The sequence below is a fragment of the Flavobacterium omnivorum genome, assembly GCF_900099915.1.
Lineage (GTDB): Bacteria > Bacteroidota > Bacteroidia > Flavobacteriales > Flavobacteriaceae > Flavobacterium > Flavobacterium omnivorum.
On sequence record NZ_FNDB01000010.1, the window covers coordinates 63704 to 78837 of the forward strand.

The following is a 15134-nucleotide window of genomic DNA, read 5'->3' on the forward strand; positions in this document are numbered from 1 at the left end:
CTTTATGGCAAAACAATCAGCAATAGAACAAGACGGATCAATCATTGAAGCATTATCAAATGCTATGTTCCGTGTAGAGTTAGAAAATGGACATATTGTAATCGCACATATATCTGGAAAAATGCGTATGCATTACATCAAATTATTACCTGGTGATAAAGTGAAACTAGAAATGAGCCCTTACGATTTGTCAAAAGCAAGAATTACTTATAGATATTAAAGGATATTCAAAATGAAAGTTAGAGCTTCAATAAAAAAGAGAAGTCCCGAGTGCAAAATTGTGCGAAGAAAAGGGAGATTGTACGTAATAAACAAAAAGAATCCTAGATTTAAACAAAGACAAGGATAATTATGGCAAGAATAGCAGGGGTAGATATCCCAAAAAATAAGAGAGGTGTTATAGCACTTACCTACATCTTTGGATTAGGAAAAAGTAGAGCTGTTGAGATTTTAGAAAAAGCTCAAGTTAGCCAAGATAAAAAGGTTCAAGACTGGAATGATGATGAGATCGGAGCAATCCGTGAAGCAGTATCAACTTTCAAAATTGAAGGAGAATTGCGTTCAGAAGTTTCTTTAAACATCAAACGTTTAATGGATATTGGATGTTATAGAGGTATCCGTCATAGATCTGGTCTTCCATTAAGAGGACAAAGAACTAAAAACAACTCTAGAACAAGAAAAGGTAAAAGAAAAACTGTTGCTAACAAGAAAAAAGCAACTAAATAATAAGTAATATGGCTAAAGCAACTGCAAAAAAACGTAAAGTTATCGTTGAATCAACGGGAGAAGCTCATATTTCTGCTACTTTTAACAATATCATCATTTCTTTGACAAACAAAAAAGGTGAAGTTATTTCTTGGTCTTCAGCTGGAAAAATGGGTTTTAGAGGTTCTAAAAAGAATACTCCATACGCAGCCCAAATGGCAGCAGAAGATTGTAGTAAAGTAGCTCTTGAAGCTGGACTTAAAAAAGTGAAAGTGTATGTAAAAGGACCAGGAAACGGACGTGAGTCTGCTATCCGTTCTTTGCATAACGGTGGAATTGAAGTGACTGAGATTATCGATGTTACTCCAATGCCTCACAACGGATGTCGTCCTCCAAAGAGACGTAGAGTTTAATTATATATTTAAGTATAACTAGGTAGAATATACGATTATCGAAGGATATGACCTGAATTCATAATCTCTACCTTAATTTAATTTTTAGAAATGGCAAGATATACTGGTCCAAAAACTAGAATTGCTCGTAAATTTGGCGAAGCAATCTTCGGAGATGATAAATCTTTCGAAAAAAGAAATTACCCACCTGGACAACACGGGATGGCTAAAAAAAGAGGTAAAAAATCTGAATATGCAATCCAGTTAATGGAAAAGCAAAAAGCTAAATATTCTTATGGAATTTTAGAGAAGCAATTCAGAGGTTTATTCAAAAAGGCATCAGCTACTAAAGGTGTTACTGGTGAGGTTCTTTTACAATTGTGTGAAGCAAGATTAGATAACGTTGTTTTTAGAATGGGTATCGCTCCTTCTAGACGAGGCGCTAGACAATTAGTTTCTCATAGACACATTACCGTTAATGGTGATGTTGTAAATATTGCTTCTTACCACCTTAAACCTGGTGACAAAGTTGCTGTTCGTGAAAAATCTAAATCTTTAGATGCTATCGAACGTTCTTTATCTAATTCAAGTCATGTTTATGAATGGATTACTTGGAATAATGATGTTAAAGAGGGTACTTTCGTTTCTGTACCTGCGAGACTTCAGATCCCAGAAAACATTAAAGAACAATTAATCGTAGAGTTGTACAACAAATAATAATTGACTTAGTCGAAATTTATGGCAATATTTAATTTTCAGAAGCCCGATAAAGTTATCATGATCGATTCCACCGATTTTGAAGGTAAGTTTGAATTTAGACCTTTAGAACCTGGTTACGGATTGACTGTTGGTAATGCACTTAGAAGAGTTTTGCTTTCAGCATTAGAAGGTTATGCAATTACATCTGTTCGCATTGAAGGTGTAGATCATGAGTTTTCTACTATTTCAGGAGTTGTTGAAGACGTTACCGAAATTATTCTTAATCTAAAACAAGTACGTTTTAAACGTCAAATTGAAGATATAGATAATGAAGCAGTTACTATTTCTGTTTCAGGTAAAGATCAATTAACAGCTGGTGATTTTCAAAAATTTATTTCAGGTTTCCAAGTTTTGAATCCAGAACTAGTTATCTGTAATTTAGATAGCAAAATCAAACTAAATTTCGATTTAACGATCGAAAAAGGTAGAGGCTATGTTCCTGCTGAAGAAAACAAAAAGCAGAATGCTGCAATTGGAACTATTTTTACTGATTCAATTTTTACTCCGGTAAAAAATGTAAAATATGCGATTGAAAACTTCCGTGTTGAGCAAAAAACAGATTATGAAAAATTAGTTTTTGAAATTAAAACTGATGGATCAATTAATCCTAAAGATGCTCTTACTGAAGCTGCAAAAGTTCTAATTCACCATTTCATGTTGTTTTCTGACGAAAGAATTACACTTGAGGCTGACGAAATTGCACAAACAGAATCATATGATGAAGAATCATTACACATGAGACAATTGCTTAAAACTAAGCTTGTTGATATGGATCTTTCTGTTAGAGCATTAAATTGCTTGAAAGCGGCTGAAGTTGATACACTTGGTGATTTAGTATCGTTCAATAAAAATGACCTAATGAAATTCCGTAATTTTGGTAAAAAGTCTTTAACTGAGCTTGATGAACTTGTTGCAGTTAAAAATTTGAACTTCGGTATGGATTTAGCAAAATACAAATTAGATAAAGAATAAATTACTTCATATTTTGATCTCCAAAATGGATCGTATCAAGATGAAAGTATAAAAAAACACGTCATGAGACACGGAAAAAAATTCAACCACTTAAGCAGACAGACTGCACATAGAAAATCTATGTTAGCTAATATGGCTTGTTCTCTTATTGAGCACAAACGTATTAACACTACTGTTGCTAAAGCAAAAGCGCTTAAACAATTTGTTGAGCCTTTAATAACAAAATCAAAACAAGATACGACTCATAATCGTCGTATCGTTTTTGCTTACTTACGTAGCAAATATGCTGTAACTGACTTGTTCAGAGATGTAGCTGCTAAAGTAGGAGACCGTCCAGGTGGATACACTCGTATCATTAAAGTTGGAAATCGTTTAGGAGATAATGCTGATATGGCAATGATCGAACTAGTAGATTTCAATGAACTTTACAATGGTGGTAAAAAAGAAGTTAAAAAAGCAAAAAGCCGTCGTGGTGGTAAAGCTAAGAAAGATGAAGCTACTGAAGCTCCAGCTGCTGAAACTGAAACAACTACAGAGACTGCTGAGTAATTATGAAAATAATCATTCAATAAAAATTAAGGATAAGCTATTTATAGTTTATCCTTTTTTTTTGATTTTTTCAGAGCATAATATTTCTGGTTTTTAAGAACTAATTGTCCTGCGTTCCCTTGGAAACGAAGTTCACTGAACTCCGCTTAAAATGAATGTTTAGTGAAGTAATTTTTTTTTCTAAAGAAAAAAGAAAAAGGATTTCCACTTCAAACAAAGTTAGTGAGCTCACATGAAAATATAAACTAAGTGAAGTAATCGGGGCTAGTTTAAAACTTTTTCCTTAAACAAGAAAACTTGAAAAACATAAATTTTTAATAAAACATTGGATTCACTGTTTTAAAAAATTAAATTTGCAAAATATTTAACTACACATGAAACGAGTTCTTTCGAGTTACATGAGACTATTATAAAATTAATAGAAATTAACTAATGAAATATACAACACGACAAAGCGCCATTCTTTTATTAAGCGACGGAACCATATTCCACGGTAAATCTATTGGAATCATTGGAACTACTTATGGAGAAGTTTGTTTTAATACAGGAATGACGGGTTACCAAGAAATATTCACTGACCCCTCTTATTTTGGGCAATTAATGGTAGCTACTAATGCTCATATTGGAAATTATGGGGTAAACGATTCAGAAGTGGAATCGCAAAGTATTAAAATATCTGGATTAGTTTGTAAAAATTTTAGCTTCAATTATTCTCGTGAAGATGCTTCAGGGAGTTTAGAAGATTATTTTATTAAACAAAAACTAATCTGTATATCTGACGTAGATACTCGTGCTTTGGTGAGTTACATCCGTGACAATGGTGCTATGAATGCAGTCATTTGCACAGACGAAACTCCAATAGAAGAACTAAAAATAGCACTGCAAAAAGTTCCGGATATGAAAGGTTTAGAATTGGCGTCCAAAGTATCTACAAAGGATCCATATTTCTACGGGGATCAGAATGCAACCTACAAAATTTCGGCTCTTGATTTAGGAATCAAAATGAATATTCTGCGTAATCTTGCTAACAGAGATTGCTATATCAAAGTATTTCCTTTTGATTCTTCTTACCAAGATTTAGCTGCTTTTAATCCGGATGGATATTTTTTATCAAATGGACCTGGTGATCCAGAGCCACTTTCTGGAGCTATTCAAGTAGCAAAAGAGATTTTGGAAAATAACAAACCTTTATTCGGAATCTGTTTGGGACATCAAGTAATTGGTTTGGCTAACGGAATTTCTACTTATAAAATGTTTAACGGGCACAGAGGAATCAATCATCCTGTGAAAAATATCATTACCGGAAAAGGAGAAATAACTTCTCAAAATCATGGTTTTGCCGTTAACAAAGAAGAATTAGATAATCATCCTGATTTAGAAATTACACATCTTCATCTAAATGATGGAACAGTTGCTGGGATGCGTATGAAAAACAAAAATTGTTTCTCCGTTCAATATCATCCAGAAGCAAGCCCAGGACCACATGATTCTTCTTATTTATTTGATCAATTTATCGAAAATATTAAAGGTTAACTTTTTTTAATAGCAATACAGTATTAAATACATCATATTAAAATACTTTGGGATTGTCTTTTGTCAAAAAGTCAATCCCTTTTTATTTTTAAGTTTGTATTGTACTACGATTAAGTTCGTCATTGCTGAAAATGTGTGGTAAGATTTACGTCGAAATGCCGATTTTACTGACTCATTACTGTCTCTAATTATTCTTTTTGAAATCAAAATTTGGTTCTTTTTTCGTGTTAATTTATTGAGTCTCCTTGTTTTTTCATGGTATGGCATTCATATGGTATCTTCTTCATCTTTATCTTCTTCTCAGTTAAGTTAGAATTAAATTTTGTACTAATGTATTAGACTTACATTGTGAAAATCTTTTGTTTTATGGCTTGAATAGAAATTGTACAGAAGCTTAAAATGATCGATATTTGGATTTAAGGTTTATCAATTTATTAGGGCTCTTGGAGTACTAAATTCTTTTTGAAACTTTCAGTTTCTGAGTTTTTATTGTCTTTTACCTTTTTCGCTCTTGATGAATGAAATTATGTAAATTTTCATCTCCTTTTATAAACGAAACTGGAGGTATCGGTTTTCCACAAATAATTACAACGTTTTCGTTAATAACATTCATTGTTTTCATAAAATGAATCAAAAAGATAGAATATATTTGTGTTTTATAATTTAAAAATTGAGTATATGAGTATAATTATCAAAATTCACGCAAGACAAATTTTCGATTCTAGAGGAAATCCTACAATAGAAGTAGATGTAATTACAGATAATGGTGTTTTAGGAAGAGCTGCAGTACCATCTGGGGCATCAACTGGAGAGCATGAAGCAATGGAGTTGCGCGATGGAGGAAAAGCTTACCTTGGAAAAGGGGTTTTGAATGCAGTGAAAAATGTGAATACCCTTATTTCTGAGGAGCTTTTAGGAGTTTCAATTTTTGAACAAAATCTGATTGATCAAATGATGATTGATTTGGATGGTACTCCTAATAAATCAAACTTGGGTGCAAACGCAATTTTAGGAGTTTCTTTGGCTGTAGCCAAAGCCGCTGCAAATGAATTGGGTTTGCCATTGTATAGATATGTAGGCGGTGTTTCTGCAAACACATTACCAGTGCCAATGATGAATATTATCAATGGAGGATCACATTCTGATGCGCCGATCGCGTTTCAAGAATTTATGATTTTTCCTGTGAAAGCAACTTCTTTCTCCCATGCAATGCAAATGGGGACAGAAATTTTTCATAGTTTGAAAAAAGTATTACATGACAGAGGACTTTCTACTGCTGTAGGTGATGAAGGTGGTTTTGCACCAAATCTTCCTGGTGGTACTGAAGATGCTTTAGACACTATCAAAAAAGCAGTTGAAAACGCTGGGTATAGTTTTGGTGATGAAATCATGATCGCTTTGGATTGTGCTGCAGCAGAGTTTTACGTAGATGGTAAGTATGACTATTCTAAATTTGAAGGTGAAACAGGTAAGATTAGATCTTCTGCGGAGCAAGTGGATTATTTAGCGGAACTCGCCTCTAAATATCCAATTATTTCTATCGAAGATGGTATGGATGAAAATGACTGGGATGGTTGGAAGTTATTGACCGATAGAATTGGTGATAAAGTGCAATTAGTGGGAGATGATTTATTCGTTACCAACGTAGAACGTTTGTCAACAGGTATTGAAAAAGGAATCGCTAATTCTATTCTTATTAAGGTAAATCAAATAGGGACTTTAACTGAAACTATTGCGGCTGTAAATATGGCTAAAAATGCAGGATATACCTCTGTGATGTCACATCGTTCAGGAGAAACAGAAGACAATACGATTGCAGACTTAGCAGTAGCTTTAAACTGTGGTCAAATAAAAACGGGTTCTGCTTCAAGATCGGACCGTATGGCTAAATACAATCAGTTGCTTAGAATTGAAGAGGAATTAGGTGATACAGCTTATTTTCCTGGTAAAAATGCATTCAAAATAAAATAAATTCTTACGATATTTTTATTTAAAGCCATTCACGTACAGTGAGTGGCTTTTTTTGGTAATATTTAACAATTTCGTTGTGTTATTCTCTTTTTAATTAGTGTTTAATTCCCTAGATTTGATAAATTATTATTTTAAAAGTTTATTTTCAATATATTATGTCAAAAATAGCAACATTAGAAATTGATGGGAAGAAAATTGAGCTGCCTGTAGTCGTAGGGAGTGAAAATGAAGTTGCCATCGATATTAACAAATTACGTGATTTAACCGGTATTATAACGCTTGATCCGGGCTATAAAAATTCGGGTTCTTGTAAAAGTGATATCACTTTTTTAGATGGTGAATTAGGAATACTTCGTTATAGAGGATATTCAATAGAAGATTTAGCAGCAAAAGCTGATTTTCTAGAAGTGTCTTATCTTTTGATTTTTGGAGAATTGCCAAACATGAAGCAGTTAGCGCAATTTGAAACTGATATCAGAAAATACACTTTGGTCAATGAAGAAATGAAGAACATCATTGATGGTTTTCCTAAAACAGCGCATCCAATGGGCGTTTTAGCAGCTTTGACAAGTGCATTGACTGCATTTAACCCTAAATCGGTTAATGTTGATAATGAAAAAGAAATGTATGAGGCAGTTTGTAAAACTATGGGTAAATTCATGGTGATAGCGACTTGGACTTATAGAAAAAGCATGGGTTATCCTTTGAATTATTATGATAATACTAAAGGATACGTTGAAAATTTTATGCGATTAATGTTTGAATTGCCTACTGAGCCGTATGCTGCAAATCCTATAGTTATCGATGCTTTGGATAAATTATTCATACTTCACGGCGATCACGAACAGAACTGTTCTACCTCTACCGTTAGAATGGTAGGATCTTCTCACGCAGGATTATTTGCTTCAATATCAGCAGGAGTTTCTGCGCTTTGGGGACCATTACATGGTGGAGCAAATCAAGCGGTGCTGGAAATGTTAGAGGAAATCCATAGAAATGGTGGTGATGCAGATAAATACATGGCTAAAGCCAAAGATAAAAATGATCCTTTCCGTTTAATGGGTTTTGGTCACAGAGTTTATAAAAATTTCGATCCAAGAGCAAAAATTATCAAGAAAGCTGCCAATGAGGTTTTAGCCACATTGGGAGTTGAAGATCCAATTCTTGCCATAGCTAAAAAATTAGAAGAAGCTGCTCTGGAAGACGAATATTTTAAATCTAGAAACTTATATCCAAATGTTGATTTCTATTCTGGGATCATCTATAGAGCGTTAGGAATTCCTACAGATATGTTTACGGTAATGTTTGCTATAGGCCGTTTGCCAGGTTGGATCGCACAATGGAAAGAAATGCGTGAAAATAAAGAACCAATAGGAAGACCAAGACAAGTTTATACAGGTCACCCATTAAGGGAGTTTGTGCCAACAGATAAAAGATAAAATCAGTTTAAAAAGCTTCACGAATTTGTGAAGCTTTTTTTATATTTGCCAAAAGCTAAAAAGACATGTTACAATTAAAGGTGAATAATGAAACTTCGAGACTGAGGGCTTTAGTGCTTGGTTCTGCCGTTGATAATGGATCTACTCCAAAGGCTGAAGAGGCCTACGATCCAAAATCATTAGAGCATATTTTAGCGGGAACCTATCCAAAGGAACAGGATATGGTTAATGAAATGGAGGCATTTAATACGGTGTTGAAAAAATATGACGTCACGGTTTTTCGTCCAGAGCAGATTGAAAATTACAATCAAATATTTACTAGGGATATTGGTTTTGTTATTGATGATGTTTTTGTGAAATCTAATATTCTTCCAGATCGCGAACGAGAATTAGATGCGATTCAATACATCATTGATCAAATTAATCCTAAAAAAGTGGTTCGTCCACCTGAAGAAGTTCATATCGAAGGAGGTGATGTTATGTTGTGGAACGACTATATTTTTATTGGCACTTATAAAGGAAGTGATTACAAAGAGTACATCACTGCACGAACAAATGTTCAAGGAGTTCAATATATTAAAGACTTGTTTCCAAATAAAATTGTCAAAGAATTTGATTTAGTTAAATCTAAAATTGACGCCCGTGATAATGCCTTGCATTTAGATTGTTGTTTTCAACCAGTGGGTAATGATAAAGGGATTATTTACAAGAACGGATTCCGCGAGGAAGCAGACTACTTGTTTTTAGTCCATCTTTTTGGAAAAGACAATCTATTTCACATCACTAGAGACGAAATGTACCACATGAATTCGAATGTTTTTTCTATCGATACCAATATAGTAGTTTCTGAAAGAAATTTTACGCGACTTAATAATTGGTTGCGTGCAAACGGTTTTGTCGTAGAAGAAATTCCATACGCAGAAATTGCAAAACAAGAAGGGTTATTGCGATGTTCGACCTTACCTTTAATCAGGGATTAAATTAGTAGAGACGCACTGCAGTGCTTCTCTACAATAATATAAAAATTAAAAAATCATGAAACAAACCACAAATTCCATAGTAATGATTCGCCCAGTTGCGTTTCGAATGAACGAACAAACCGCAGTTAACAATTACTACCAAAAAGTACTGGACGGTTTGTTGCCAGCAACCGTAAATGCCAAGGCGCAACAAGAATTCGATGTTTTTGTCGAGAAATTAAGAGTAGTGGGTGTAGATGTAACCGTTGTGGATGATACCTTGAGTCCAGATACGCCAGACAGCATTTTTCCTAACAATTGGATTTCATTTCACGAGAATGGTGATGTGGCCTTGTATCCCATGTTTGCCGAAAATCGTCGGGAAGAACGTCGGGAAGAAATTCTAGATGTGTTGGAGGATAAAGGTTTTGTTATCAATAATATTGTAGACTATACATCGGCAGAGGAAGATGGTTTTTTCTTAGAGGGAACAGGAAGTTTACTTTTAGACAGAGAAAATAGTAAAGCTTATTGTGCTTTGTCACCAAGAGCTGATGAAGAATTGTTTATCGAATTTTGCGAGGATTTTGATTATGCTCCCGTAATCTTTGAAGCTTTTCAAACCGTCGATGGAGAACGAAAACTAATTTATCACACCAATGTAATGATGTGTATAGGTGAAACTTTTGCTGTGATCTGTTCGGATTGTATTGATGATAAAAAAGAACGCAAAATGGTTCTTGATAATCTTAAGGAAAATGGCAAAGAAATTATTGTAATTACTGAAGCCCAAATGAACAATTTTGCAGGGAATATGCTTGAAGTTCAGGGAAGTAATGATAAAAGATATTTAGTGATGAGTGCTGCAGCACATCAAGCTTTAACGCCAAAGCAGATCGAACAATTAGAAAAACATGCTGAAATTTTGAGTTCGAGTTTAGATACAATTGAAGCTTGCGGTGGTGGAAGCGCCAGGTGTATGATGGCAGAGATTTTCCTGCCAAGGAAATAAAAGAAAACCGGATAAAATTATTATCCGGTTTTTTTTAGCTTTATTTAGGAGAGATTCCCTTTTATAATATTGAGAATGGCACTTACAATATATTGTATTCCTATCGCAATTACAATGAATCCTACGATTCTCGATATGGCAACAATACCGGACACTCCCAGTATTTTTGCTAAATAATGCGCACTTTTAAGGATTAAAAAGATGGTAACCGCAATAGCAAGAATAGCGATTGAGGAGATTAAAATTTCCATCGTTGAATTGTGTTCCTGATAAAATGCAATAAGTAATGATATGGAACCAGGTCCAGCAAGCATAGGAATGGCAAGCGGTGTTAAGGCAATGTCATTTCTTTTTTGAGCATCGGATTCTGCTTTTTTATTGATTCCCCTCTTTTTATTAAATTCTCCCGAAAGCAACGAAAATCCCGAATTTACAATAATGATTCCTCCAGCTATTCGTAAGGCATCGATACTGATGCCAAAGAAAATCAAAACATATTGACCTATAAAAAAGGAGACAATTAGGATAATAAATACATTTATCGCGGTCCATAAAGAAATTCTGGAACGTTCTTTTTTAGTATCATTTTGTGTAAGACCCACAAAGATGGGAACCGTCCCAATAGGGTTTAAAACCGAAAAAAGAGCGACAAACAGATAAATAAATAAATCCATATTTTGTTTTTAAGACAGCAAAAATACTCTTTTTTTATTTTTTAAAGTTAAGCTACTGTTTTTTATTGCTTTGAGAACTAAACCGTAAAATTGTTAGACGAACAAACCTTTTTGATTACTTTTGCCAAATATAATTAAAGAAAATGATAAAGAGTAAAAAAACCTTGGTTCTTGGAGCAACAACGAAACCAGATAGATATGCGTTCAAAGCCATATCAATGTTAGTAGATAAAGGGCATTCCGTACTTGCGCTGGGTCAAAATGCTGGTGAAGTTGCGGGAGTGAAAATCCAGACTAAAGCCATTCCATTAAAAAATATCGATACCGTTACCTTATATTTGAATCCAACTCGTCAGCGTGATTATTATAATTATATCGTAGAGGCAAAACCGAAACGAGTTATCTTTAATCCTGGTACAGAAAATCCAGAATTTTATCAGTTGCTTAAATTGAACGATATCAAGGTAGAAGTGGCTTGTACATTGGTTTTATTAACCACCAATCAGTATTAGTTTTTTCGAAGCTATTTCCTGCTATTCATTTCAATCTTTGGATAAAAAACAGTCTTTTTCTAGATATAAAAAGGAGCTTCCGTTGGTCGCTCTTTTTTTATGAGAAAAAAGTACTTTTTTTTATCAAAAGGATTTCCATTTTTATCAGGGCTAGGAATATCTTAATTAGCCTATATAGTTGGGATTAAAACGGTTTATTTTGCATCATTACTGCATTTCATTATTGAGAATTCCAAGTTCAATATTTAGAATTAAAAAAAACAAGGTTGAATATCAAAAAGTATCAAGGGATTTTCTTGTCAAGATGCTTAATTACTAAAATATATAGGATAGAAATTAGTGTTGTTTTGATAATCTACGTGCAGTATTTTAATACCGTCTAACCTCTGCGATAGGTTTGCTTATCAAAAGTAATCCAACATAAGTTATAAGTCCATTTAGGATGATGAGCTCATTGTCAAATACGTATCCAAAAAACAAGGTCTTAGAGTTTTCGCTAATAAAATAGGTCAGTGCCGGAGCCAATAGACAGATCAATGGGACAAATTTATCTTTGACCGTTTTTGATTTGGCAAACAACCCAAAGCAATACAGTCCTAATAGTGGGCCATACGTATACGAAGCTACTCTAAAAATCATCCCAACCACAGAGCTATCATTGATTGTATTAAAAAACACGATAACCAAAAACATTAAAAAAGAAAAGGCAATATGGACAAAATGTCTGTTTCGCACTATATTGGGTTTGTTTCGGTTCTCTTCTTTGTCCATACCCAAAAAATCGACACAAAACGAGGTCGTCAGAGCTGTTAATGCGGAGTCTGTAGTCGCAAAGGTAGCGGCGGTCAATCCCAATAAAAAAATGACGGATGGAATTAGCGTCAAATGATGAAAAGCAATTTCTGGAAAAAGTAAATCGGTTCTAGGTTTTCCAGTTATTAAATCGGTAGGGACTGCAATCCCATTTTTATTCGCATAAATATAAAGTAGCGCGCCCACACTTAAAAAGAAAATGTTGATCAGTACAAATATTCCCGTAAAGGTAAACATGTTTTTTTGGGCTTCGCCAATGTTCTTGCAGCTCAGGTTCTTCTGCATTAAATCCTGATCTAGGCCAACCATAGCAATAGTGACAAAAATTCCTCCCAAAATTTGTTTGACAAAATGAAACTTATTGGACACAAAATCGTCAAAGAAAAAGACTTTCGAATAGTTGCTGTTTTTTACTGCTTCAAAAGCGTCAAAAACACCTAAGTTTAAACTTTGACAAATAAAGTAAATGGTCAAAAAAACGGAAGTCACCAAGAAGAAAGTTTGTAATGTGTCCGTGATAATGATTGTTTTCAATCCACCGCGGTACGTGTAAGCAAATATTAAAGCCAGCGAAATCAAGAGGGTAACGGCAAATGGGATTCCATAAAAGTCAAAAACATATCGCTGTAAAACAATCACCACAAGATACAGTCGAAACGAAGAGCCTATGGTTCGGCTGATCAAGAAAATGGTGGCAGCAGTTTTATAGGAATAGATTCCTAGTCGCTGTTCGATATAACTATAAATCGAAGTTAGATTCATGCGGTAATAAAGCGGCAAGAGTATTTTGGCAATAATGACAAAGCCAATTGCATTTCCTAAAACAAATTGAAAATACTTAAACTGCTCGCCATTTGGTGACCCTACTTCCCCGGGAACCGAAATGAATGTGACTCCAGAAAGCGCCGTTCCAATCATTCCAAAGGCGACCAAATACCATTTTGAATTTTTGTTGGCTTTAAAAAAAGCATCATTTCCGCTATCTTTTTTACTGACAAAGTGGGAAATCAAAAATAAAATGCCAAAATAGACGATAATAAGGAATAGGATAGTGCTGGGTGCCATTTGCTGAGTTTGAAGTGACCAAAATACGATTTTTTGGTTAATCGATGAATCGGGAATTTGTTTATTTTAAAACCAGTACACATTCATCTTTGCGCTCTGCGAAGGAAGAACATCAATTTGTTGAAAAAATGCAAACTATATTCACCTTTGAAATGATAAAAAGTATTGTTTAGATGGTGAATCTCAAGCTTTGATTATTGTCTTAGTAAATTCTTTGGTAGTTTTTGCTCATTATCTCATTTTCTAATTCTTCGAATTATCTAATTGACTACTTTTGCAGTTATGGAATTTTCTTCGAAATTAATAGAGAAAGCAGTGAACGAGATGTCTCAGTTACCAGGAATTGGTAAACGAACAGCACTGCGATTGGTGTTGCATTTGTTAAAACAACCCAAAGAGCAAACCGGTTTTTTGTCACAAGCTTTGGTTGCTATGCGGGAGGATATTAAGTACTGCGAGAGTTGCCATAACATTTCGGATAGTGTGTTGTGTGAAATTTGCGCCAATATTAACCGTAATCACCAGATAATTTGTGTTGTAGAGGATATTCGCGATGTAATGGCAATAGAAAACACGGGTCAGTTTAGAGGGATCTATCATGTACTGGGCGGTAAAATTTCACCGATAGATGGCGTTGGCCCGAGCCAATTAAACATCACCACTTTAGTTGAAAAAGTAAAGTCAGGCGTGGTGAATGAAATTATTTTTGCCTTGAGCTCCACGATGGAAGGGGATACTACTAATTTTTATATTTACCGGCAAATAACGGACTGTGAAATAATTATTTCAACAATTGCCAGAGGGATTTCAGTAGGGGACGAACTGGAATATGCTGATGAAGTTACGCTGGGAAGAAGTATTTTACATCGAATTCCATTTGAAAAGTCTTTTAAAAATAATTAATACACTTAAAGAATAGCGATGCTTTTTAAATCGTAAATGAAAAGCTATATTTGTCGCTTAAAAAATATTAAAAATGAGCAAATCCGTATTCTATTTGTTGCTAGTTACTAGTGTGTTGCTTACCTCTTGCATTCCAACTAAGGATTTAATTTATCTTCAGAAAAAAGATAATTCGCAACCAGAAGCTACCATCGCAGCAGTAGAAGCAAAGCCTTATCGATTGCAGATTAATGATGTGTTGAGTATTACTATAAAAGCCATCGATCCTAAATTAGTGGCTATCTTTAGCACTTCCAACGAAGGTAGTGCAGCAGGTAAGTCAGAATCGGGATTGTATTTTGATGGTTTTACAGTTGATGATCATGGTATGATTAGAGTCCCTGTCTTGGGAGATTTAAACGTGATTGGTTATACGCTAGATGAAGTAAGGATTCGGATTGAAAAGCAATTATTAGCAGAATATTTTAATAAAGAGGCAAATGTTTTTGTGACTGTAAAATTAGCGGGTTTTCGTTATACCATCAATGGAGAAATAGGTGGTCCTGGCACCAAGACCTTGTTTCAGGAACATGTGAATATTATGGAAGCTATTGCAAATGCTGGAGATATAACCATTACAGGAGATAGAAAAGCCGTTACAATCATGAGGAAAACACCAACAGGAGTTGAGATGCATGATTTGGATCTAACGGATATAAATGTAATGCGATCCCCTTATTTTTACTTGCAGCCTAATGATTATGTTTATATCAAGCCACTCAAACAAAAAACGTGGGGAACCGGAAAAACGGGAATCGAATCATTGGGAACGATTATCACACTGTTATCATTAGCCACAACGACTTTCTTGCTCTTAAGAAATTAAAAACTAAAATT

17 protein-coding genes are annotated in these 15134 nt (G+C 34.4%); 15 read left to right on the forward strand and 2 right to left on the reverse strand.

Annotated elements, in window-relative coordinates:
• The first annotated feature begins 4 nt into the window (after positions 1 to 4).
• From infA to ctlX, 12 genes are all read left to right on the forward strand, one after another.
• A complete protein-coding gene (gene infA, locus BLS90_RS10870) occupies positions 5 to 220 on the forward strand; it encodes a translation initiation factor IF-1 (protein WP_007136545.1) in 216 nt (71 codons plus the stop codon).
• 12 nt (positions 221 to 232) lie between these two features.
• Positions 233 to 349, forward strand: a complete 117-nt coding sequence (gene ykgO, locus BLS90_RS10875; RefSeq protein WP_007094966.1) for a type B 50S ribosomal protein L36 — start codon at positions 233 to 235, stop codon at positions 347 to 349.
• 2 nt (positions 350 to 351) lie between these two features.
• Positions 352 to 726 carry a 30S ribosomal protein S13 gene (rpsM, locus tag BLS90_RS10880; RefSeq protein ID WP_066081001.1) on the forward strand — a complete coding sequence of 125 codons (375 nt, stop codon included), beginning with the start codon at positions 352 to 354 and terminating at the stop codon, positions 724 to 726.
• An 8-nt stretch (positions 727 to 734) separates the two neighbouring features.
• A complete protein-coding gene (rpsK, locus tag BLS90_RS10885) occupies positions 735 to 1118 on the forward strand; it encodes a 30S ribosomal protein S11 (protein ID WP_024981527.1) in 384 nt (127 codons plus the stop codon).
• A gap of 90 nt (positions 1119 to 1208) precedes the next feature.
• Positions 1209 to 1814 carry a 30S ribosomal protein S4 gene (gene rpsD, locus BLS90_RS10890; protein WP_073351434.1) on the forward strand — a complete coding sequence of 202 codons (606 nt, stop codon included), beginning with the start codon at positions 1209 to 1211 and terminating at the stop codon, positions 1812 to 1814.
• A 21-nt stretch (positions 1815 to 1835) separates the two neighbouring features.
• Positions 1836 to 2828: a DNA-directed RNA polymerase subunit alpha gene (locus tag BLS90_RS10895; protein WP_066080995.1), complete on the forward strand. Its 993-nt coding sequence runs from the start codon at positions 1836 to 1838 to the stop codon at positions 2826 to 2828.
• Positions 2829 to 2891: 63 nt separating this feature from the next.
• Entirely contained in the window at positions 2892 to 3377 is a 486-nt protein-coding gene (rplQ, locus tag BLS90_RS10900; RefSeq protein WP_073210393.1) for a 50S ribosomal protein L17, read from the forward strand.
• 432 nt (positions 3378 to 3809) lie between these two features.
• A complete protein-coding gene (gene carA, locus BLS90_RS10905; protein WP_091257647.1) occupies positions 3810 to 4910 on the forward strand; it encodes a glutamine-hydrolyzing carbamoyl-phosphate synthase small subunit in 1101 nt (366 codons plus the stop codon).
• 678 nt (positions 4911 to 5588) lie between these two features.
• Positions 5589 to 6881 carry a phosphopyruvate hydratase gene (eno, locus tag BLS90_RS10910; protein ID WP_091257648.1) on the forward strand — a complete coding sequence of 431 codons (1293 nt, stop codon included), beginning with the start codon at positions 5589 to 5591 and terminating at the stop codon, positions 6879 to 6881.
• A gap of 155 nt (positions 6882 to 7036) precedes the next feature.
• Complete coding sequence (locus tag BLS90_RS10915) at positions 7037 to 8320, forward strand: citrate synthase (protein WP_091257649.1); 1284 nt, start codon at positions 7037 to 7039, stop codon at positions 8318 to 8320.
• A gap of 65 nt (positions 8321 to 8385) precedes the next feature.
• The gene (locus BLS90_RS10920; RefSeq protein WP_091257650.1) at positions 8386 to 9300 is read left to right on the forward strand and encodes a dimethylarginine dimethylaminohydrolase family protein; all 915 of its coding nucleotides are present in this window, start codon (positions 8386 to 8388) and stop codon (positions 9298 to 9300) included.
• 55 nt (positions 9301 to 9355) lie between these two features.
• Positions 9356 to 10291 carry a citrulline utilization hydrolase CtlX gene (gene ctlX, locus BLS90_RS10925; RefSeq protein ID WP_091257651.1) on the forward strand — a complete coding sequence of 312 codons (936 nt, stop codon included), beginning with the start codon at positions 9356 to 9358 and terminating at the stop codon, positions 10289 to 10291.
• A gap of 44 nt (positions 10292 to 10335) precedes the next feature.
• Here the strand turns inward: ctlX and BLS90_RS10930 are convergent, their stop codons facing one another.
• Positions 10336 to 10965, reverse strand: coding sequence for a MarC family NAAT transporter (locus BLS90_RS10930; RefSeq protein WP_091257652.1), 630 nt, complete (start codon positions 10963 to 10965; stop codon positions 10336 to 10338).
• A 146-nt stretch (positions 10966 to 11111) separates the two neighbouring features.
• Between BLS90_RS10930 and BLS90_RS10935 the strand changes: the two genes are divergently transcribed.
• The gene (locus tag BLS90_RS10935) at positions 11112 to 11477 is read left to right on the forward strand and encodes a CoA-binding protein (RefSeq protein ID WP_091257687.1); all 366 of its coding nucleotides are present in this window, start codon (positions 11112 to 11114) and stop codon (positions 11475 to 11477) included.
• Between the two features lie 369 nt (positions 11478 to 11846).
• Here BLS90_RS10935 and BLS90_RS10940 read toward each other — a convergent pair whose 3' ends face one another.
• Positions 11847 to 13355 (reverse strand): sodium:solute symporter, encoded by a 1509-nt coding sequence (locus tag BLS90_RS10940; RefSeq protein WP_091257653.1) that lies wholly within the window; start codon positions 13353 to 13355, stop codon positions 11847 to 11849.
• Between the two features lie 282 nt (positions 13356 to 13637).
• Here BLS90_RS10940 and recR point away from each other — a divergent pair, with 282 nt between their 5' ends.
• Positions 13638 to 14258 carry a recombination mediator RecR gene (gene recR, locus BLS90_RS10945; RefSeq protein ID WP_091257654.1) on the forward strand — a complete coding sequence of 207 codons (621 nt, stop codon included), beginning with the start codon at positions 13638 to 13640 and terminating at the stop codon, positions 14256 to 14258.
• 73 nt (positions 14259 to 14331) lie between these two features.
• Positions 14332 to 15123, forward strand: coding sequence for a polysaccharide biosynthesis/export family protein (locus tag BLS90_RS10950; protein WP_091257655.1), 792 nt, complete (start codon positions 14332 to 14334; stop codon positions 15121 to 15123).
• Positions 15124 to 15134: the final 11 nt, after the last annotated feature.